Source organism: Bifidobacterium sp. N4G05 (assembly GCF_002742445.1).
Taxonomy (GTDB): Bacteria; Actinomycetota; Actinomycetes; order Actinomycetales; family Bifidobacteriaceae; genus Bifidobacterium; species Bifidobacterium hominis.
Genome location: NZ_NJNQ01000001.1, coordinates 364,790 through 386,800, shown reverse-complemented (window position 1 = coordinate 386,800; position 22,011 = coordinate 364,790). Strand labels below are relative to the sequence as shown.

Here is a 22,011-nt window from a genome sequence, read left to right as displayed (position 1 = left end):
ATGCGATTTGTACAACGATGTAATTTCTTGTATAGTGTACAACGTTGTAAAGAAAAGTCGAATCATAGGGGGTTTCTCGATGTCGAGTTCCTACGAATTGCTGTGCTACACGCGCGAAGCCACCAGCCGCGAAGAGGCGAATAACGAGGATATCGCCTACAGCATGCACCTTGCGTTGCGTGCCGACGGGGCCACCGAGTGGGAGCCGCTCAACGAGAATTACGGCGTTTTCTTCGCCGCCGGTGTGCCTATCCAGGCCGCATCCTCCGAATCTCGCCGCGCCTGCGTCGCCGCGGCGCATTTCGTCGCCGATCCGTTCGACGAGGCCCGTCCGGCCGCCGATGCCGTCGCGTACGGCGCTGTGATGCCGGGAATCGACATCACGCTCAAATCCTTGAAGGATCCGTATCTGTTCCGCCTCGCGGACGGACGATTCGCTCTCGCGGCCACCCGTACCGCGCGTGGGGGAGCGCCGGACGGGTCCGAGCGATCGGCGTTTCTGTTGGCGCTCAGCGACGATCTGACGGCTTTCACGCAGCTTGGATTGGTGATGCTGCGTACCGGCGGCGGCGTCAATCGTCCGTCTGTCGCATTCGACGCGGACGCCTCCCGTTATGTGATTTCCTGGATTTCGGATGATGGCGATGCGCGTTCCGCAAGCGTTGCCGATATTGTCGCCGCGGCCGAATCCGGCGAGCCGCTCGATGTTGCGGAAGCTGCGGTATCGGCGAAATCCTGCCATTTTGGCGACCTTTCGGGCGATTGCGATATTCCCAATGCCGTTCCTGGAAACGTGATTGATATCACCGAAGAAGAAGCGGCGAAACTCATCGAACGTTTCGGTCGTATTTACAACGTTGGAACATCGGTGGCGACGCAACATATCGATGCGGCCATCAGCGGCGAAGCGGCCCGTGAAGCCGTGCAGGCACTCGCCAAGGTCCGCGCCGATCTCGTCTACAGCGACGGTTCCGGTGCCACCCGTGCCGTGGATTGGAACAAAGACGAACTTGAGGCAATTGCGCAGGACGCCGCCGAAGGCAAGCTCCAGCCGGGCGACACGCGCACGGTGAGCGGCCGCATCCGCCAAACCGTATACCCGGTGCCATTTGCCGTGGAGCGTGCAGACCCGTCGGTGTTCGCTTGGAATTTCAACGGCAAGCCGATGTTCATGTTCATCGCCACCGACGATACCGACGGCAACTGCGTCGATCCGAACGATGGCGCCACGCATATGCCGTTGCGCATCGCCGACTCCATCGAAGCACTTTCCGACGCGGCGGGCGGCCGTGCCAAGGAAATCGATCTGCTCAAATGCGGTGATTACAACGCTGAAGGACGCGCCATGACCGGCTGCTTCTGGGCGCCGGAACTGCATGTCATCGATGGAAAACTGTCGGTGCTCTTCATGCCATGCTTCGATGGGCCGGCCACCAATCCAGACGGCACGCCCAACGATCGCGCGGGCAAGCCAGACATGTGGACGGGCAGCTGCCATATCATGCAGCTCAAGCAGCATTCCGACGGCACGGATTTCGATCCGCGCGAACCCGAAAACTGGACGGTGCCGAAGCCGATTCTCACACCGACCGGCGGCGTGCTCAATCCCATCCAACGTATCTCGCTCGACATGACCGTCATCAGCGATTCCGGCCGCTGGTATTACGCGTGGCAGCAGGTCGGCAGCATTTGGATCGCCAGCTTCGATCCGGCCCGTCCGGAACGGCTTACCTGCGAGCCGAAGCAGGTCGTTGTGCCGGAATTCGCGTGGGACAATATGATTGCCGAAGGTCCGAACGCCATCGTGCATGATGGCACGATCTACCTGATTTATTCCGGCTCGCTGGTCGGCATTGACTACACCACCGGTCTGGTCACCGCTCCGGCCGGGCAGGACACCGATCTGACCGATCCGAATGTGTGGACGAAGCTCGACTATCCGCTGCAGAAATCCGGAGTATACAACGGGCAATGGCAGCTCGGCACCGGCCATGGCATGTGGTCCACCGACGAGGACGGCAATCTTATCTATGTATTTCACAATGCGGAATACGAGAATGGACGGTATGGCGGCCGCGACGCCCAGGTACGCCGCGTGCACTGGTCCAAGGAGGGTATGCCGATACTGGACATGCAGGCGGCGGAAGAGCTCAATCCGGACTATGCTGATATAACGATGAAAATCGTGGTTTCCGGCAATAAAGGCTGATTCCGTTGGCTTCAGCGCCGCAAGGGGCGAAAGCCAGTGTTGGGGCCGAATGTATGAGACGTTTTTGGTGAAAAGGGGTTGACATGCCGAAGCAGAATGGCGCCAACGGCGAGCACGTGGTGACCATGCGCGAGGTCGCGAAAGCGGCCGGCGTATCGATCAAAACGGTGTCCAATGTGGTCAACGACTACGAGTTCGTTTCCCGGGCCACGCGAGACAAGGTCAACAAGGCCATCGACGAGCTCGGCTACACGCTGAACGTGTCCGCGCGCAATCTGCGCAGGGGGCAGACCGGCATCATCGGCCTCGCCATTCCCGATCTGCAGATGCCGTACTTCGCGCAGCTTTCGTCGCTGGTCATCGAAGAGGCCAAGAAGCTGGGCCTACGCGTGATCGTCGAGCCGACGCAATACTCGCGCGAAGGCGAGATTGAGGTGTTGCACGGCTCCCAGCAGACGATGATCGACGGCCTGATCTACAGTCCATTGGAACTTGATCAGGATGATGTCGACCAATTGGACGTGGACTATCCGCTGGTGCTTGTCGGCGAACGCATCTTCACCGACAAGGTGGACCATATCGCCACGGAAAACGTGGAAGGTGCCAAGCGCGCCACGTCGTATCTGCTGCAGACCGGTTGCAAGCGCGTGGCCGTGGTCGGCGTGCATCCGGGCGAGAAGGTCGGCTCCGCCGCGCTGCGCTATCAGGGCTACCTTGAGGCGTTGGAGGAGGCCGGCGTCGAATTCGACGAGCGTTTGGTGATCGAGTCGGGCATGTGGCATCGTAGCGATGGCGTGCGCGTGATGAACGCGCTGCTTGATTCCGGCGTGGTTCCCGACGGCGTCGTCGCGCTGAACGACATGCTCGCCTCCGGTGTGATGCATGCGATCCAGATGCACAATCTGCGCATTCCCGAAGATATTTCGGTGATCGGTTTCGATAATTCCGACGATTCGCAGTATTTGTCTCCTGCGTTGACGTCGATTGCTCCCGGTCTTGAGGCGGTGGCCCGCCTGTCGGTGAAGTTGCTGAAGGATCGTATCGACGGGGTCTCGCCGTCACAGGATCTGAAGCCGGATCAGAAGGTGTTCCGCAAGGTTTCGTCGTCGTTGGTGGTGCGTCAGTCCACCAAGCTGCCCACGAATTCCTTGGTGGTGTGATCTTCCTTCCTTCTTTTTCTTCTTCTTTTGGAAGGAAGGAAGTGATTGGTGCCTCGGCGCTTGCGTCCGGTTTTTTACGGATTGCCGGTGCCGAGGTTTTTTGTTTTCCCTTTCTGGCGATTGTCTGTTGCCGGGTACTGCGATTCGATTCTTCCGAGGAGTCGGATGCGAGGAACACGCGGTGCGTTCCTCCGATTTGTTACAACGTTGTAATAGTGATATATTCAACGTTGTAAATTACTGGAACAACGGATTGAAAAGGACTAGACATGGCTGTTTACAACAATCCGATCGTGCTTCAGCGAGCAGATCCTTGGGTCCTCAAAGTTGACGGCGAGTACTACTTCACTGGCTCCGACCCGGAATACAACTGCATCGCCATTCGTCACGCATCGAATATCAACGACCTGCAGAAGGCCCCTGAGACTGTGGTGTGGCGCAAGCATGAATCCGGCCCGGCGAGCATCTACATCTGGGCTCCGGAACTGCACCGCATCAACGGCGCTTGGTACATCTACTTCGCAGGCGCCGCAACGGATTTCGAGGCCTCCGGCCTACCGACCCACCGCATGTTCGTGCTGGAGAACACCGATGACGACCCCACCACCGACAACTGGGTGGAAAAGGGTCAGATCGTCACCCCGATCGACTCTTTCGCGCTTGACGCCACCACCGAGGTGATCGACGGTGTGCAGTACCTGGTGTGGGCCCAGAAAGATCCCGCGATCGAAGGCAATTCCAACCTGTACATCGCCAAGATGGCAAACCCGTGGACGCTGGACAGTGAGCCGGTCATGCTCACCAAGCCGGAATATGACTGGGAATGCATCGACTTCCTCGTCAACGAAGGCCCGGCCTTCCTGTTCCACGAGAACAAGATCTACATCACGTATTCCGCCTCCGGAACCGGTGTACCGTATGCCGTTGGCCTGCTCACCGCCGAGCGCGGCAGCGACCTGCTGAACAAGGATTCCTGGACCAAGAGCCCGGTGCCGGTATTCAAGACCTGCGCCGAAAACGGCCAGTACGGCCCCGGCCACAACTCGTTCACCAAGTCCGAGGACGATTCCGAAGACCTGATGATCTACCATTGCCGCAACTACACGGAAATCAAGGGCGATCCGCTGTTTGACCCGAATCGTCATGCCCGTGTCGGCGTGGTCAAGTGGACGGAGAACGGCCCCGACTTCGGCGTGCCGGAACCCGACAATCTGTGGACTCCGGACACGACGGATGTGTTGCCGGCCGACGGCGGCGCTCTTGCGGGAACCCCGGCCGCGACCCGCTGAAAGTGCGGTCGGAGGGGCCAGCGTAAGCATGCCGCCTTCGTTGGCGTGTTATCGTTTGTACAACGATGGAAAAAGATATATAATCAAAACTACAACGTTGCAAATGAGCAGGGAGGCTCGGTCGAGGAGGATTCTTCCCATTCGAATTGCAACGAGGAGCGGTCCAGTGATGGGCTGTTGAGGAAAAGGAAGGAAACACAATGTCTATATCCAGGCATCTTACCGGGTTGCGGCGCTTCGCCAAGGCTGCCGTAGCCGTGTGTGCGTCACTTGGACTTGTGCTTGCCGCCGGAGGCTGCGGTGCCTCTTCGGGCGAAAGCAAGACCATCTACTTCTGGAACAACTTGGTGGGAGATGACGGTCCTGCGATGCAGCGCATCGTCAAGGAATACAACGCACAGAGCGATTACAAGGTCGTCTTCCAGCCGATGAACGGCGGCGATCTGACCACGAAGATCTACTCTGTGATGCAGACCGGCAAGAACATCCCCGACATCATTATCGGCGATCAGTTCCAGACTGCCGTCCTGCAGTCCCAAGGTCTGCTCAACACCATGGACGATTGGCAGAAGGTCGCTCCGGACCTCAAGGAGAGCAGCTTCCTGCCCGCCACTTGGAAGGGTGTCACCGTCAATGGCAAGGCCTATGGCATTCCGCTGTATCTGTACCAGATGGCCATCTACTACAACAAGGATCTGGTCAAGAAGTACAACCTGCAGTACATCCTCGACGACGGATTCGTCACCATCGACGAGATCAAGGACCTCAAAGGCAAGCTGCCCGAAGGCACCTACGCCCTGACCTACGGCAACCTTCCATGGGCCTTCATGTCTCTGCTGTACGGCGCGGGCGGCACGCTTGAGAACGATATGGACGACTTGACCAAGGACGTGTGGCGCAAGCCTATGGAGAAGCTCAAGGAAGCGTACGACGCCGGTGTGATCGCCCCGATGGATGTCGACGGCGAGCAGGCATTCGGTTCCGGCAAGGCCGTGTTTGCACAGCTCGGCACTTGGGCGCAGGGTAACATGTCCAACACCTTGGGCGCCGACAAGATCGCGGAAGCCAACACTCTGCAGTACAGCGCCGACAACCTGGTGAACTTCTTCTATCAGTGCAACTGGATGCAATTGAAGGATCCGCACCGCTCCGCGGCGAAGTCCGCGGCGGCCGCAGATTTCGTCAAGTACGTGTACGAGCACTGGATGGATTGGTCGGAAGTTGGCTCCATCTCCCCGGCTTACCGCGATCTGAACAATCCGAAGTACCAGAAGCTGATTCAGGCGTCCTTCACCAACGGCAAGAAGGAACGCGACTACATCAAGACCTCCAACTACCTCTACGGAGGCTACGCAACCGCTGGTTGGGGCACATACAACGACATCGTCTACGGCAATGTCGGTCTTGAGGAAGGTCTGAAGACCCTCGACCTCATGGCCCAGGGCCAAATCGAGATTCAGGAGGAATCGTGATGAGTAAAACATCTACGATCGGATCCGCAGCATCATCCATGAAGCGCAAAAACTCCATCTGGCATGCTCTGCCGTACATCGCACCGCACTTCATCATCTTCGCGGTGTTCGGCATCATCCCGATTATCTTCGGCATCGGGCTGGCGTTCACCCGTTGGAACATGGTCGGCTCTCCGCAATTCGTCGGACTGCAGAACTTCGCGAAGATCTTCGATCCCAGCACCTACTTCTACTCGATCTTCTGGCGTGACCTCTGGCATACCCTGATCTTCGTGCTGATCAGCGTGCCGCTGACCATCATCGTGCCGCTGCTGCTTGCCGTGGCGCTCGGCAAAAAGGGACTCAAGGGCGCCGGGCTGTTCCAAGCAATCTTCTACATCCCCGGTCTGATCTCCATCGCCGCCGGCGCACTGGTCTGGCGCATGGTCTTCAACTCCCAGTTCGGTCTGCTGAACACCACCTTCCACACCGACATCAACTGGCTGGGCAAGAACCCATACGCATGGATCACCATCTTCGTGCTTGTGCTGTGGGCTGGCATCGGCGGCAACCTCGTCATCTACCGTTCCGCGCTGTCCGGTGTGGACGAAAGCCTGTACGAGGCAGCAAAGGTGGATGGTGCGGGTCCTATCAGGATCTTCTTCTCCATCACTCTGCCGGAGATCAAGCTGCCGCTGTTCTACACCACCATCATGACCACCACCGGTGCGTTCAACGTGTGGGGCCAGCCGGTCATGCTGACCAACGGCGGGCCGAACTACCAGACGCAGGTGCTGCTGATGGATATTCGAAACCTCGCATTCCCCGCCGGTCCTGCAGCCGCAGGCATGGCTTCCGCAATGGCGTTGCTGCTGGGCATCATCCTGATGGCCATTGCCGCAATCCAGCTCATCTTCATGAACAAGGAGGACTGACGATGTCCGCTGCAACAATGCAAGCCTCGCGTCCGGTAATTCCAGAAAACAAAACGAAGAAAGTAAGCCCTTCGCTGATCGCGGTCTATGTGCTGCTCATCGTGCTGGCGGTCGTATGGCTCCTGCCGGTGATCTACACCGTGACGACATCGTTCAAGTCGGTCGCCGAATTCACCTCCAACGCGTTCAACTTCCTGCCGGCGAAGTGGGTGCTCGACAACTACGTGACGCTGATCGAGGCGTCCGCCAGTTACCCGGTCCTGAACTGGCTCGGCAACTCGCTGGTCATCTCGACCGTGTTCGCGGTGCTGTCCGTGTGCATCGTCGCTCTCGCCGGTTTCGGCTACTCGCGACTGAACTTCAAATACCGTGACACGATTTTCTTCGTCCTGCTGCTCATCTCGATGTTCCCCGCCGTGGTCAACATGATCCCGCAGTACCGCATCATCGCCTCCCTGGGCTGGGTCAACACCTACTGGGCCTGCATCGTGCCGGGTCTGGGCAACGTGGCGAACATCTTCTTGGTGCGCAACTTCATGAAGGGCATCCCGAAGGAACTGGATGAGGCGGCCGAGATCGACGGCGCCTCCGACTTCCAGATCTTCACCCGCATCATGCTGCCGGCCATCCGCCCGATCCTGATCGTCATCTTCCTGTTCAGCTTCACCGGCGCCTGGAACGACTTCCTGTGGCCTACCTTGGTGTTCAACGACATCAACAAGATGCCGGTCACGGCAGGTCTGCAGCTGCTGAGCAACCAGATGGGCCAGTACAACCAGATGGGCTCCCTGATGGCGGCCACCTGCATGGCCATAGTCCCGACGCTCCTGCTGTTCCTGTTCGCGCAGCGGTACTTCCTGCAGTCGCTGAACATCACTTCCGGTCTGAAGGGCTGAGCCGCTTCGGATATGGCACAAGGATTGGGTCTGCTATCGGAAACGAGCAGTCCCAATCCTTCCCTTTTCCATCGTTGAAATGATAGTATCGCCAAGTCGGCAAACGGAAAGGAATACTATGAATTCGCAAAGCAATGGCGCTTGCCTGCCGGCCCCGTTGGCACGTAAGGCCGAACGAGTGCTGATGATCGTTGCCGCCTCCTATAACGTGATCATGGCGTCTGTCACGCTGTTCATGTTCGGCAGCTGGTTCAAGGGGCGGACATACGATGTGCTGGAACGCAACGGCATGCTGCAGACGGACTATTCCGCGGTGGACAACGCCTCGACGGTGACAAACATCTACGCTCTGCTGGTGCTGATCGTCGGCATCGTCAGTTTCATCACGGCCATGCGTTGCCTCGCTCCGGGAACCGTCAATCGGTGGGTGATCATCTGGCTGGTGATTGTCATGGTCTTCTCCCTCGGAACCATGGATCTGATCGGACTCGCATTGTATTCCGTCACTCTGGTAATCTATCTTGCCCGCAACAAGGCCGTTGCCGCGCAGCAGGATGCGATCCGCACATGGGCCCGCACGCATCAGGGCTGATTCCTCCTTCCCGAACGAAGCTGTCGCTCTCGTGGCGGCGGCTTTTTCGTATCCGCGCATCCTGACGCGGCACATCATCGAACACAATCACTCATCCAATCCATTCATCCACAACCACAAGGTGAGACCATGACCGACTCAACCGACGACTACGGCTACCTGCTCGTCCACTTCATCGAGGATTCGGACGGCTATGCTGAGAAGATCTACATGGATATATCCGACGGCGACAATCCGCGCCGTTGGGTACCGCTCAACGATGGAAAGCCCGTGCTGGCTTCGTGCCTCGGCACCACAGGCGTACGCGACCCGCATATCATCCGCAATCCCGACACCGGCAAGTGGTACATCATGGCCACCGACCTGCGCGTGTTCGGAGGCGACGACGGCGGCTGGTACGAATGGAGCCACCACGCCAGCACGAATCTCATTATCTGGGAATCCGACAATCTGCTCCATTGGAGCGGGCCGCGCATGCTCGACGTGTCCCGCAAGCCAGACGGCTCCCATCTGGAGCTTGGCATGGCATGGGCCTGCGAATGCCTGTGGGTGCCGGACTATTATCCGGAGGAATATGAAGGCGATCGCGGCGCATTCGTAATGTACTGGTCCAGCACCGTATTCGACGATGCGGATACGGCGCATGATGATAATTCTGTGACCAGTTCCGTGCTGTGGGGCGCGACCGCCGACTTCACACAGGATACGTTCGAATTCGGCGGCGTGCTGATCGACACCGGTGGCGATTCCATCGACACCACCATGGTGCAGCGTCCATTGCCGGACGGCGGGCTGCGCACGTATCGCATCACCAAAGACAATTCCTTCGGCAACGGCATTTGGATGGACTACACCGATGCGCGGCGCTGGTGGGAATCCGACACGCAATGGCATGTCATACAACGTCATATCGGTGCGAATTATGTGGAAGACGGCAATCCCGGCGGTGTGGAAGGTCCCGCGGTATTCGCTAACCATCACAACAACGGTGGGCCGGACGACGAATGGTATCTGTTCGTGGACGTCATACCGTCAATCGGCTACAAGCCCATGAGCACGAAGGATCTTGACGCCGGCTGGCATCCGTTAAACGCCGCGGATTATTTCCTCTCGCCGCACACCAAGCATGGCGGCGTCGCCTCGCTGACTCGCGAGGAATACGAGCGTCTCATCCAAGTTCTCTGATTCGTAAAGCCCCTCTAATTCGTTAAAACCACGCGGTTTTAACGCTTGATGGTCCCTAAACACGCAATCCCCGTACTGCTTCCATTTTCGCCCTTTTTCGGGCCACGAAAATGGAATAGCAGTACGGGGATTACGGTTTTCAGACTTTAGGACTGGGACTCGGAACTCAGCCGAAATCTACTGCGTATTTCCGTTGGTTCCGGTCTGGCCGTTGGATTCGCTGGTGGAGCCTCCGCCGCTAGTATCGCCGCCGGTTCCGCCGGAATTGTCTCCGCTGCCGTCTCCGCTGTTGCTGCTGTTGCTGCCGTTGCTGACGGTTCCGCCGGTTCCGGAATTGTCTCCGTCTCCGTTACCGCCGCTGTTCTGATCGCTGTTCTGCGTCGGATCAGGCGTGGTCTGCTCGGTGTTCTCCTCGACCTTCGGCGTCTCCTGGTTCTGCCGTGTTTGGGTCTTCTGCGCGCCGGTGCCCCATGTGCCGTCCGGACCGCCGATCTTGCCGTTGTCGGTTGGCTCGGTGAAGGTCATCACCTCCTGATTCTGCAGGGCGAGTGACATGAACTCCTCGAACAGATGCGATGGGTAGCCGGTGGAGGAAACGCCATATCCTGCGAATGATGGCACTTCCTGCGCACTGCCGTCTTCCGCGGGATTCCAAATGGCCCACACATTGAGCAGCTGCGGCGTGTAGCCTACGAACGAAGCCGCCTTCTCGTCGTTCGCGGTGCCGGACTTACCGGCCACCTGGCGTCCGAGACGTGTCGAAACGCCAGCCGCGGTGCCATACGTGGTGGTGCCCTGCATGGCCTTCTGTACCAGATGGCAATCGTTCGCATCGAACACCTGCTGGTTCTCCTGCGCCGTCTTGTACAGTTCCTTCGAACCGTCGGACGTGAGCACCTTGTCGACGATGTGCAGCGTGTTCTTCGCGCCATCGTTCGCAATGGTGGAGTGGCCTTGCGCCAGATCCCACACGGTAATGCCGTTGATGCCCAGAATGTTGTAGGTGGTGTCTTCGGCGATGTCTTCCTCAATGCCCGCCTGATGCGCGATCTTGGCGAGATTCGCGGCGCCGAGGTGCTTGTTGACCTCCATGAACACGGTGTTCACCGAATTCGCGGTCGCCTGATAGAGGTTGATGTACCCCCAGTTGGTGTTAAGTGCGTTCGGCACCTGCGCGGTGGTTCCCGGAGTCGTCTCAAACGTCAGGCCGGAATTACCGTTGAACAACGTGTTGAAATTCACACCCTCCTGAGCGGCTCCCAGCAAACCGAACGGCTTCATCGTGGAACCCGGCTCGAATGTGGCCTGTGTGGCGTTGTTGAGCTGCTTGGTGAGGTAATCGTTGCCTGCATACATGGCCTTGACGGAACCGGTTTTCGGATCGGCCGCAATGCCGCCCACCTGGATGCTTTCCGGCATGCCTTCCGGCCGGGTGTCGCCGACCTGTTGGATCTCGTCCTGCATGCCCTTGTCAAGCGTGGTGACAATCTTGTAGCCGCCGGTTTCCAAATCATCGGCGGTGAACGCCTTGGAATTGACCAGTTCGTTCTTCACCGTGGCCAGCAGATACCCGTTCGCGCCGGCCATCTGGTTGCTCTGCTGTATTTCCGCCACGGCAGGGAACTGCGCTTCCTTCTTCTCCTGGGCGGTGATGTAGCCGTCTTCCTTCATGATGCTGAGCACGCGGTCGTATCGCTTTTCGGCCTGTTCCTGATTGACGGCCGGATCCCATGAGCTCGGCGCCGGAATGATACCGGCCAACATGGCGGATTCCGGCAAGGTCAGATCGCTGGCGTTCTTGTTGAAATACGCCTTCGCCGCCGCCTGAATGCCATACGCGCCACGACCAAGATAAATCGTGTTCATGTAATTGCACAGCACCTGGCTTTTATCTTGTGCCTGCGCGATCTTGATGGCCAGGAACGCTTCCCTCAGCTTGCCGGAATACGACGTGGTTTCGCCCAAATAGTAGCGTTCCGCATACTGTTGGGTGATGGTCGAACCACCTTGCCTGCTGCCGGTGGTCAAGTTCGTATACAGTGCTCGCGCGATGCCATACAGGTCGATGCCCTTGTTGGTGTAGAAGGATCGGTCTTCCGATGCGACGATCGCGTTGCCCACGTAATCAGGCAGTACCGCGCAGTCGATGATTTCGCGGTTTTGCTCCGCGTAGCTGCCAATTTCCGTAGTGCCGTCGGAATAGTAGACGGTGGTTTTTTCGGCGAGGGCAAACTTCTCCGGTTCGGGGATTTCCGTGGTGATATACATGTAGGCGAACAGGCCGATTCCTGCTGCGAGCAGTGCCGCGAAGATGCCGAGTACCCACTTCAGTACGAGATGCTTGCGTTTGTTCTGCTTTTTCTTAGGTCCGTTGGCGCGGTGCGATCCATGGTTCTGCGGCTTGGGCGCGCTATGGAATGCGTTGCTGCGATTGCTGCTGGCGCCGCCGTTGCGGGCGCTTCTTGAGCGTGAGCTTACGCTTCGTGTGTGTGAAACCATAGCTTCCACCGTAGCTGATTGACTTGAGAAATCAGGTGGAAATAGGTGCGTTTGCCTTGGCGGGGGCATTTTTTGCGCAGCTCTTTTACAAATCGACAGTTTGCAGGACGTTGCCTCAATATCGGCTGATTTTCAGGGTTTTGTCAGTTTTTCAGGTGCCTTTTTGCTGTTTCGCAGGTATGCTTGAAACTTGGTACCTGTGAAACGCATATATAACAGAGGAGTCGTTTACAGATGAGCATTCGTGTAGCTATCGCCGGTGTTGGCAATTGCGCCTCGTCGTTGGTGCAGGGCATTGAATACTACAAAGATACGAAGGACGAGGATAAGATTCCCGGCCTGATGCACAACAATTTCGGCGGATACCGCGTACGTGACATCGAATTCGTCACCGCGTTCGACGTGGATGCGCTGAAGGTCGGCAAGGACTTGTCTGAAGCCATCGAGGCGTCGCAGAACAACACGATCAAGTTTGCCGACGTGCCGAACCTGGGCGTTGAGGTGCTGCGCGGCCCGACCAACGATGGTTTGGGCGAGTACTACCGTCAGATGATCGAAGAGTCTGACGCCGAGCCGGTCGACGTGGCCCAGGTGCTGCGTGACAAGAAGGTCGACGTGCTTGTTTCCTACCTGCCGGTCGGTTCCGAGCAGGCCGACAAGGCGTACGCCCAGGCCGCCATGGACGCCGGCTGCGCGTTCGTGAACTGCCTGCCGGTGTTCATCGCCTCCGATCCGGAATGGGCGCAGAAGTTCCGTGACGCCGGTGTGCCGATCGTCGGTGACGACATCAAGTCTCAGGTTGGCGCCACGATCACGCACCGCGTGCTCGCCCGCCTGTTCGAAGACCGTGGCGTGCGCCTGGACCGCACGTACCAGCTCAATGTGGGCGGCAATATGGACTTCATGAACATGCTGCAGCGTTCGCGCCTGGAATCCAAGAAGATTTCCAAGACTCGCGCCGTCACTTCCGTGGTGCCGCACGATATGGACCCGCACAATGTGCATATCGGCCCGTCCGATTACGTGGCATGGCTTGACGACCGCAAGTTCGCGTTCGTGCGTCTTGAGGGCACCACGTTCGGTGATGTGCCGCTGAGCTTGGAATACAAGCTGCAGGTGTGGGATTCCCCGAATTCCGCCGGTATTGTGATTGACGCCGTGCGTGCCGCCAAGATTGCGCTCGATCGCCATCTGGCCGGTCCGATTCTGGCTCCGAGCTCCTACTTCATGAAGTCGCCGGCCGTCCAGCACGAGGATGGTGAGGCGCGCCGCTTGGTGGAGGAGTTCATCAAGGGTAGCGTTGAGGGCAGCGAAGAGCAGCTTGATGCCGATGTCGCCGCAGCGAAGGCCGCCGGCAAGGATGTGTGGCGCGCCTGATTTTTGGTTCGCCTGATATGAGGAATCCCCAATCTACCGTCGGTGGATTGGGGATTCTTCATTACGATTTGGAAACGATGCGTATCGTCACTTCTTGAGGAGTGGTTCGACCTGTTCCTCGTACGCGGTCAGCGCGGTGTCGATCACATTGTGCATGTCGTAGTACTTGTACGTGCCCAGACGGCCGCCGAACACCGTCTTCGGCTCGGCCTTCGCGAGCTCCTCGTACTTCGCGTACAGCGCCCTGTCGGCCTCCGTGTTGATCGGATAGTACGGCTCGTCGCCACGCTCGGCGAAACGGCTGTACTCCTCCCACACCACGGTCCTGTCGGGATTCTGGGAGGAGGCGCGCTCCGGGTTGAAGTTCTTGAACTCGATCGCGCGCGTGTACGGCACGTCCGCGTCGGAGAAGTTCATCACCGGGCATCCGAAATGGTCGCCCTCGTCGTAACGCACCTCCTTGAAGTCGACCGTGCGCCACTTGAGCTCGCCCAGCGAGTAGTCGAAGTAGCGGTCCACCGGGCCCGTGTACACCACCGGCACGCCAGCCGTGGCCAAAGCCTTCCTGTTGTACGGCTGGGACTCGTCGAAGAAGTCGGTCTCCAGGGTCACGTGGATGCGCGGATCGTCGATCATGCGCTCCATCCACGCGGTGTAGCCGTCCGTGGGCAGGCCCTCCCACGTGTCCCTGAAATAGCGGTTGTCGTAGTTGAAACGCACCGGCAGGCGGTTGATGATGCCCGCGGGCAGGTCCTTCGGGTCAGTCTGCCACTGCTTGCCCGTGTAGTTCTTGATGAACGCCTCGTACAGGGGACGGCCGATCAGCGAAATGCCCCTGTCGTTGAGGTTCCGGGGATCCTGGCCCGCCAGCTCGCCGGCCTGCTCGGCCACGAGCGCCCTGGCCTCGGCGGGCGTGTAGTGGGCATGGAAGAACTGGTTGATGGTGCCCAGGTTGATCGGCAGGGGGTAGACCTCGCCGTCGTGCGTGGCGTACACGCGGTGCACGTAGTTCGTGAACGAGGTGAACCTGTTCACGTAGTCCCACACGCGCCGGTTGGACGTGTGGAACAGGTGGGCGCCGTACTTGTGGATCTCCGCGCCGGTCTCCTCGTCCATGTAGCTGTACGCGTTGCCGCCGATGTGGTCACGCACGTCGATGATCTCGACCCTCGCGCCCAGATGCTCCACGGCCTGCTGGGCCACGGTCAGGCCGAACAGGCCCGCGCCCACGACCACCAGATCGGGATACTCCACCGATTCAGTCATAAGAACAACCTTCCGAACTCAAACAAACACACAATATTCGTGTGCGATTCCTCATCAAGCATACCCGTCCATCCTCCTTAACATGGGGTGCAGCATTTTTGACGTTCGATTTTTTCGTATGGCGAGGCCTGCATGGCGACCTACGGCATGGCCTACGTGGGTTTCCGGCGCGGTTCGGTCCGGGCATGGTGTACACTGGTCTTTGCCTCCGCGTGGCGGTACGTCACCCAACTCCCCCAGGGCAGGAATGCAGCAAGGGTAAGTGGCCTCTTCCGGGTGCGTGGAGGTTTTCTTATATCTTCTTGCCATTCCTGCATACCGTAGAGCCGATGTCGTATTCTCAATGATTATGACCGACGAATTCAAGCCAATCATCCGAGACCCGCATAAGTCCGCGAATATGTTGGAGCAGCCGGTCGCGCCCGTTCCTGCACCGCAGCCGCCATCGTCGCAGACAGCTTCCCAACAATCATCGCCGCAGTCCGCGCCGATTCCCGCGCAACCCGCGTCGGATCAACAATCCTCGCAGTCTTGGCAAAAACTGGAATTTTCCGACACTGCGCAGGTTGCATCAGCCGCACCGGTCTCGCCGATTGCGCAAGCCGGCCAAGTCGATCCGATCGAACAGGTGCTTTCCCCACGTGAAGTGAACGCAGGACTCGCCAAAGTCGATCCGCTGACCCGTCGCCCGCGCGTATCGAGCATCGTGCTCAGCGTGGCGTTCGGTCTGCTGCTGCTTGCCGCCGCAGCGGGCGTCTGGTGGTTGGGCGTGCGCACGATGGAAGGGCAAAGCTATGAGGATATGGTCTGGTCGAAATTCGACGCGGCCCTGCCGGGATGGCTGGAACCGGTCGTGCATGTCTTCACCATTTCCACCGTTGTAGTCGCAACAAGCGTGATTATGTCGATAATCGCCCTCGTCGTGCTCATCGTAAGAAAACGATGGCTGTTGATCGCGCAACTGGCGGTTTTCGGCGGAATCTGCTTTGCCGCGGCGGAGTTGCTGAAGCCGCTGCTGCCACGTCCGTACCTGATTAATTTGGAATCAAATCCCAATAATTCCGCGCCTTCCGGGCATGTCATACTCGCTGCGACGGCGGGGGCGATCCTGTTGTGCGCCGTGCCTCGCATGTGCCGTGCATTGGTTGCGGTGATTGGTTGGGCGTACGCGGTGCTTGTCGGATTGTCTGTGATCGCGGGGCAGTGGCACCGCCCGACTGACGTGATCATGGCACTGCTGATCGTCGGCGGAGTGGGCATGCTCATGCTCGCCGCAACGTTTGCGAACGGTATGGATGAGCCCGGATCGCGTGCGTCGTCGCCTTCCGTGCAGATTGTCGGCAGCGTGTTGCTGACGTTCGGTGTGCTTGGAACCCTGTATGGCGCGTACATTATTTGGCAGATTCAGCCGGGACTTGTGATGAGCGCGGAATGGACGAATTCCGGCGCGCATCTTTCCACGGTGATTTTGACTGCTTCCATCGCGTCGCTGGTGTTCGGCCTGGTGTTGGCTATGCGTCAGCTAACCGCCTCGCCACTGACGAAACTTGGGCTGGTAGGGGCTCCTCCGGCACCGCCGAAACGCTGACGTCCATACCTGCGAGTGCACCGAAATTTTACGGTGAAGGCCGCTCGCGCCACACGGGCGGTTTGCCAACTGCATACGGTCAGTGAGTATTATTGCGTTGCAAACGCTAGTAATAAGGAGTGGCTATGGCTACCGGCAGCAAGCTCGTGATTGTGGAGTCTCCCACCAAGGCCAAGAAAATCGGTGGGTATTTGGGCTCCGAATATACGGTGATGGCCTCGGTCGGCCATATTCGAGATCTTGCGCAGCCAAGCCAGGTGCCAGCCGTCGACAAAACCAAATTCGGCAAGTTCGGAGTTGACGTGGAAGACGGATTCAAGCCGTACTACATCGTCGACGGCAACAAGAAGAAAACCGTGTCCGAGCTGAAAAGCGCGTTGAAAAAAGCCGACACCCTGTACCTCGCAACCGATGAGGATCGCGAGGGGGAGGCCATCGCCTGGCATTTGGTACAGACGCTCAAGCCGAAAGTGCCGGTCAAGCGCATGGTGTTCCACGAAATCACGAAGGAAGCCATCAAAGCGTCGCTTGACAATACTCGCGACGTTGACGACGACATGGTCGACGCTCAGGAAACCCGCCGTATTTTGGACCGCCTGTACGGTTATGAGCTTTCTCCGGTGCTGTGGCGCAAGGTTGGTCCGGGTCTTTCCGCGGGTCGTGTGCAGTCCGTTGCCACGCGTTTGATCGTGGAGCGCGAACGCGAGCGTATGGCGTTCGTGCGTGCTTCGTATTGGGATGTCACCGCAACGTTGGAAGCGCCGGATGCCGATGGCAACAATGTTGCGTTTGATTCTCGTATGGTGTCGCTTGGTGGGCGTCGTTTGGCGGGTTCCAAGGATTTCGGCGCCGATGGCAAGCTGACTGCGACCGATGCGAAGGATCAGGTCATGCAGTTGGATGAGGCGCAGGCTTCCGCGATTGCGCAGGCGTTGGAATTTGCAACGTTTACCGTCGCGTCGATGGAAACGAAGCCGTACCGTCGCCGTCCGGTTCCACCGTTTACTACGTCTACATTGCAGCAGACCGCCGGCAATCGTCTCGGCATGAGCTCACGTCAGACCATGCGTGCGGCGCAAGGATTGTATGAAAACGGCTATATTACCTACATGCGTACCGATTCGGTGACGCTGTCGCAGGAAGCGATCGCAGCTGCGCGTGAAGCGGTCGTCAAGCATTTCGGCGAAAACTATCTGTCGGATGCGCCGAAACAATATGCCACAAAAACCGCGGGTGCGCAGGAAGCCCACGAATGCATTAGGCCAGCGGGTGCGAAATTCCGTGACCCTGCGGAAATCGCAAGCAAAGTGCCGGCCGACCAGCTCAAGCTGTACACGCTGATCTGGCAGCGCACGCTTGCCTGCCAGATGGCCGACGCAACCGGTTCCACGGCGACCGTGCGACTGTCTGCGCCGACCGAATCGAATGGGGAAGCCATGTTCCAGGCTTCCGGCACTGTCATCGAATTCCCCGGCTTTATGAAGGCGACCGGTGAAGGCCGCCGTGCGTCCGCCGAATCGAAGAAGAGTGATGCTGCTGAAAGCGTTGAACAGGCTGCGCAATCCGGCAAATCCAGCAAAGCGAATAAGAAGTCGGATGACAATGTGTCGCTGCCGCCGATGAATCCGGGCGATGCGCTCGCTGCGGTGGCGGTTGACGCCGACGGACACGAAACTCAGCCTCCGGCGCGTTACACCGAAGCGTCGCTCGTGAAAACGTTGGAACAGAAGGAAATTGGCCGCCCGTCCACGTATGCGAGCATTATTTCCACGATTATCGATCGTGGGTACGTGTATGAGCGTGGTCGTGCGTTGATTCCGTCGTGGCTCGCGTTCTCCGTGGTCAAATTGCTGGAAACGAAGTTTCCGCGGTACGTGGATTACGAGTTCACGGCTGATATGGAAAGCGGTCTTGACCAGATCGCGAGCGGTCAGGAGACCGGTAGGAATTGGCTGACCCGCTTCTATTTCGGTTCCGGTGAGGGTGCTGCGCAATCCGCGGACGAGGCGCATGCCGGTTTGCAGCAGCAGGTCGCGCAGCTGGGTGAAATCGACGCTCGCGAGATCAATACGATTGAGATCGGCGACGGTTTGCATGTGCGCGTCGGCAGGTATGGCCCGTATTTGGAGGATGTGAACCATCTGGATGATGAAGGCAATCCGAAGCGTGCGTCGCTGCCGGATACTCTCGCTCCGGATGAGCTGACGGTGGAAGTCGGTCATGATTTGATTGAGAATCATTCCGGCGGTCCGCGTGCACTTGGTGTTGATCCGGTTTCCGGGGGCACTGTTGAAGTGCGTAATGGTCGTTTTGGCCCGTATGTTGCGTTGGTGATGCCTTCTGCGGATGCTGGTGCTGACGGTGACGTGGCTGGTGATGGCAAGCCGAAGAAGGGCAAGAGCGCTAAGAAGGCTGCCGATCGCCCGAAGATGGCGTCGTTGTTCAAGACGATGAGCCCGGAATCGTTGACGTTGGATGATGCGTTGCGTTTGCTGAGTTTGCCTCGTGAAGTTGGTTCTTATGAGGAAGCGGATTCTCAGACCGGTGAAGTGCAAACGGTTGCTGTGCAAGCCAATAATGGTCGTTACGGCCCGTATTTGACGAAGACTGGTGCCGATGGCAAGTCGGATACGCGCTCGCTCGCTTCGGAAGATGAGATTTTCACGGTTGATTTGGACAAGGCGAAGGAACTGTTCGCCCAGCCGAAGTATGGTCGTGGGCGCGGTCGTGGCGCTGCCAAGCCGCCGCTGCGTGAACTGGGCGTCGATCCGGAAACGCAGAAGCAGGTGACCATCAAGGAAGGTTTCTACGGCGCGTATATCACTGATGGTGAAACGAACCGTACGTTGCCGAAGCAGTATGCTCCCGAGTCGATCGAGCCGGCTGAGGCGTTCCGTCTGTTGGCGGAGAAGCGTGCGCAGGGTCCGTCGAAGAGGCGCGGTCGCAAGGGTGCTGCTAAGAAGACTGCTGCTAAGGGTGCTAAGGCTTCTGCTGATCAAGTTCGTGCCGATCGCCGTGCCAAGGTGCGCGAGTTAGCTGATAAGGGTTGGGCCAACACCCGTATCGCCAAGGAGATCGGTTCCACGCCGACCACGGTGAAGGCCGATGTGGAATGGCTTGCCGCCAACGAAGGATATGCCCGTCCCGCCGTAGTTCCCGCCCGGTGATGAATATGCAAGGCATATTCATCTCCTTTGAGGACGGACAGCCCGGTGGGCTGTCCGTAGCAGTGAGCAGCGGTAGCGTTGCGAACGCCGCAGGGTACAGTGATGAATATGCAGGGCATATTCATCTCCTTTGAAGGCATCGACGGTGTCGGCAAAACCACGCAGGTCGAACGGTTGCGTGCGTATGTTGAGGCGCAGGGACGCGAATGCGTGGTCACGCGCGAGCCAGGCGGTACTGTGCTTGGTGTGGCGATTCGTAAGCTGCTGCTTGGCGGTGTGGAAGGTTCCGACGCGGATATTGCTCCACGTGCGGAGGCGTTGCTGTTCGCCGCCGACCGTGCCCAGCATGTTGCCGAAGTGATTCGCCCTGCGCTGGAACGCGGCGCCGTGGTGATTACCGATCGCTACCTTGATTCTTCTCTTGCATATCAGGCGGGCGGCCGCGAATTGACGGCAGGTGAAATCCGCAACTTGAGTATGTGGGCAACGTGCGAGCTATTGCCGAATCGCACGTATCTGCTGGATCTTGACCCTGTGCAATCGCATGCACGACTGCAGCATGATGAAGATCGCATGGAGTCTGCAGGAAACGATTTCCAACGTCGTACACGACAGGCGTTTCTTGACTTGGCAAAGGCGGAATCGCAACGCTTCCGCGTGATTGATGCCAGCCAATCCATCGATGAAGTATGGGCGCATATTCAGAACGATTTTGCGCAAATCAGTCAAATGAAAACTTTCCAATCGGAGGCCGCCCAGTGAGCGTGTGGGATTCGATTGTCGGCCAGCAGCAGGTTGTCGAACAACTCAAAGCCATCGCAAGTGGCGATCCGAAAGCCATTGCGCAATCCTGGTTAATTTGCGGTCCTCCGGGATCGGGTCGTTCCAATGTGGCGCGCGCGTTTGCTGCGGCGTTGGAGAGCCCCGATCATGGTCTTGGCGACGAGCCGACCAAAGCCGCGCAGCAGGTGCTTGCCGGCACTCACCCCGACGTGACCGTGCTGGCCACCAACAAAGTGACCATCGGCATCGACGAGGTGCGAAACATCATCACCACTTCCGAGCAGATGCCAAGCACTGCGCCGTGGCGCATCATCATTATCGAAGATGTCGATCGCATGCTGGAACGCACCACCAACGTGTTGCTCAAGGAGATTGAGGAGCCGAGTGAGCATACGATTTGGCTCTTGTGTGCGCCGAGTGCGCAGGACGTGTTGCCGACGATTCGCTCGCGCACTCGCATCGTCAATCTTGCCGTGCCCTCCACGCAGGCGGTGGCTGCATTTCTGGAGCAAAATGGCGGATTCGAGCCGAAAATCGCGGTGCGTGCCGCACGTCTTGCGGAAGGGCATATCGGCATCGCGCGCTTGTATGCGAAGAATGAGCAGGTGATGTCTGACCGCGACGAGCTGATTGTGGGCGTGCTTGGATTGCGTCGCGCGTCGGATGCGGTGCTGCTTGCCGGCAATCTTATCGACAATGCGAAGGCGCAGGCCGAAGCGGAGGTGAAGGTCAAAGCGGCAGAGGCGGAAGCTGATTTTCGCAGAGTCAATGGGCTTGGGGCGAAGGATCGTATTCCTCCGAAGCTGCGTGGCGCATACAATGCGATTGCCAAAAAAGACGAGCTGAAGCGTCAGACTACGCGACTTACACGTGATGTGCTTGACCGTGCGTTGAACTCGATTGCCAGTATTTACCGTGATGTGGCTGTGTTGCAGAACAATGCCGAGGATTCGGTGGGGCTGATTAATTTGGAGAATCGTTCGTCGATCACCGAACTGTCGGTGCGGCTTACGCGTGGGGGAGCGGTGCGGCGGCTGGAGGATATTGCCGTTGCGCGTCGCCGTCTGGCCGGCAATGGCAATCCCGTACTGGTCTTTGAAGCTCTCTTCTGCTCCCTCATCGCCAGCTAGGGCTAGCGGCGTTGGCACATACTGTTTTCCGAGGGCAGATTCTTCCAGTCGCTGGAGGTATTGCCCTGCTAGTGGGCGTCTTAGCGTCCTAATTCTTCCAGTTACTGGAGGAATCTTCCCGCTGACAGGGCTTTTGGCGTCCGTATTCCTCCAGTGAGTGGAGGAATTGCCCCGCTGATTGGTTTCTTAGCGTCCTATTTCTTCCACTCACTGGAGGAATCTTCCCGCTGATTGGCCTCTGAAGGTCCGTTTTCCTCCACTCACTGGAACAATTCTCCCGCTGGTGGGGCTTCTAGCGTCCTGATTCTTCCACTCACTGGAACAATCTTCCCGCTGGTGGGGCTTTTAGGGTCCTGATTCCTCCAGTGAGTGGGGAAATGGTTGTTTGGCTGCATGATTTTGGCTTGCTGCCGCGTAATTTCGTTTTTTCGCGATTATTTCGAACCGTGCGATCAGAAACTTGCTATCGTGCGATAACTGCCGG

Annotated in this window: 15 protein-coding genes and 1 other RNA gene; 14 read left to right on the top strand and 2 right to left on the bottom strand. The window is 58.3% G+C overall.

What is annotated here, in order from left to right; genetic code table 11:
• Positions 1 to 79 precede the first annotated feature (79 nt).
• The 8 genes from CE153_RS01780 (at position 80) to CE153_RS01745 (ending at position 9,717) form a co-directional block, all read left to right on the top strand.
• The gene (locus CE153_RS01780; protein WP_099594926.1) at positions 80 to 2,209 is read left to right on the top strand and encodes a family 43 glycosylhydrolase; all 2,130 of its coding nucleotides are present in this window, start codon (positions 80 to 82) and stop codon (positions 2,207 to 2,209) included.
• A gap of 83 nt (positions 2,210 to 2,292) precedes the next feature.
• Positions 2,293 to 3,369: a LacI family DNA-binding transcriptional regulator gene (locus CE153_RS01775; protein ID WP_099594925.1), complete on the top strand. Its 1,077-nt coding sequence runs from the start codon at positions 2,293 to 2,295 to the stop codon at positions 3,367 to 3,369.
• Between the two features lie 269 nt (positions 3,370 to 3,638).
• Positions 3,639 to 4,658, top strand: coding sequence for a glycoside hydrolase family 43 protein (locus tag CE153_RS01770; protein WP_099594924.1), 1,020 nt, complete (start codon positions 3,639 to 3,641; stop codon positions 4,656 to 4,658).
• Positions 4,659 to 4,858: 200 nt separating this feature from the next.
• A complete protein-coding gene (locus CE153_RS01765) occupies positions 4,859 to 6,130 on the top strand; it encodes an ABC transporter substrate-binding protein (protein ID WP_099594923.1) in 1,272 nt (423 codons plus the stop codon).
• Positions 6,130 to 7,044 (top strand): carbohydrate ABC transporter permease, encoded by a 915-nt coding sequence (locus tag CE153_RS01760; RefSeq protein ID WP_229027182.1) that lies wholly within the window; start codon positions 6,130 to 6,132, stop codon positions 7,042 to 7,044. The genes CE153_RS01765 and CE153_RS01760 overlap by 1 nt, the downstream gene beginning before the upstream one ends.
• A gap of 2 nt (positions 7,045 to 7,046) precedes the next feature.
• The gene (locus CE153_RS01755) at positions 7,047 to 7,940 is read left to right on the top strand and encodes a carbohydrate ABC transporter permease (protein WP_052946459.1); all 894 of its coding nucleotides are present in this window, start codon (positions 7,047 to 7,049) and stop codon (positions 7,938 to 7,940) included.
• Positions 7,941 to 8,058: 118 nt separating this feature from the next.
• A complete protein-coding gene (locus CE153_RS01750; protein WP_099594922.1) occupies positions 8,059 to 8,532 on the top strand; it encodes a hypothetical protein in 474 nt (157 codons plus the stop codon).
• 129 nt (positions 8,533 to 8,661) lie between these two features.
• Complete coding sequence (locus CE153_RS01745; RefSeq protein ID WP_099594921.1) at positions 8,662 to 9,717, top strand: glycoside hydrolase family 43 protein; 1,056 nt, start codon at positions 8,662 to 8,664, stop codon at positions 9,715 to 9,717.
• Positions 9,718 to 9,894: 177 nt separating this feature from the next.
• Here the strand turns inward: CE153_RS01745 and CE153_RS01740 are convergent, their stop codons facing one another.
• On the bottom strand, positions 9,895 to 12,216 hold the full coding sequence (locus tag CE153_RS01740) for a transglycosylase domain-containing protein (RefSeq protein ID WP_099594920.1): 2,322 nt from the start codon (positions 12,214 to 12,216) through the stop codon (positions 9,895 to 9,897).
• Between the two features lie 234 nt (positions 12,217 to 12,450).
• Between CE153_RS01740 and CE153_RS01735 the strand changes: the two genes are divergently transcribed.
• Positions 12,451 to 13,593, top strand: a complete 1,143-nt coding sequence (locus tag CE153_RS01735; protein ID WP_099571079.1) for an inositol-3-phosphate synthase — start codon at positions 12,451 to 12,453, stop codon at positions 13,591 to 13,593.
• An 87-nt stretch (positions 13,594 to 13,680) separates the two neighbouring features.
• Here CE153_RS01735 and glf read toward each other — a convergent pair whose 3' ends face one another.
• Complete coding sequence (gene glf / locus CE153_RS01730) at positions 13,681 to 14,859, bottom strand: UDP-galactopyranose mutase (RefSeq protein ID WP_099571078.1); 1,179 nt, start codon at positions 14,857 to 14,859, stop codon at positions 13,681 to 13,683.
• Between the two features lie 199 nt (positions 14,860 to 15,058).
• Between glf and ffs the strand changes: the two genes are divergently transcribed.
• The 5 genes from ffs (at position 15,059) to CE153_RS01705 (ending at position 21,527) form a co-directional block, all read left to right on the top strand.
• Positions 15,059 to 15,155: signal recognition particle sRNA small type (gene ffs / locus CE153_RS01725), an RNA gene on the top strand.
• Between the two features lie 53 nt (positions 15,156 to 15,208).
• Entirely contained in the window at positions 15,209 to 16,447 is a 1,239-nt protein-coding gene (locus CE153_RS01720) for a phosphatase PAP2 family protein (RefSeq protein ID WP_099594951.1), read from the top strand.
• Positions 16,448 to 16,572: 125 nt separating this feature from the next.
• The gene (topA, locus tag CE153_RS01715) at positions 16,573 to 19,614 is read left to right on the top strand and encodes a type I DNA topoisomerase (protein WP_099571077.1); all 3,042 of its coding nucleotides are present in this window, start codon (positions 16,573 to 16,575) and stop codon (positions 19,612 to 19,614) included.
• A gap of 108 nt (positions 19,615 to 19,722) precedes the next feature.
• Positions 19,723 to 20,376 carry a dTMP kinase gene (tmk, locus tag CE153_RS01710; protein ID WP_099571184.1) on the top strand — a complete coding sequence of 218 codons (654 nt, stop codon included), beginning with the start codon at positions 19,723 to 19,725 and terminating at the stop codon, positions 20,374 to 20,376.
• On the top strand, positions 20,373 to 21,527 hold the full coding sequence (locus CE153_RS01705) for a DNA polymerase III subunit delta' (protein ID WP_065446837.1): 1,155 nt from the start codon (positions 20,373 to 20,375) through the stop codon (positions 21,525 to 21,527). Before tmk ends, CE153_RS01705 begins: the two co-directional genes overlap by 4 nt.
• Positions 21,528 to 22,011: the final 484 nt, after the last annotated feature.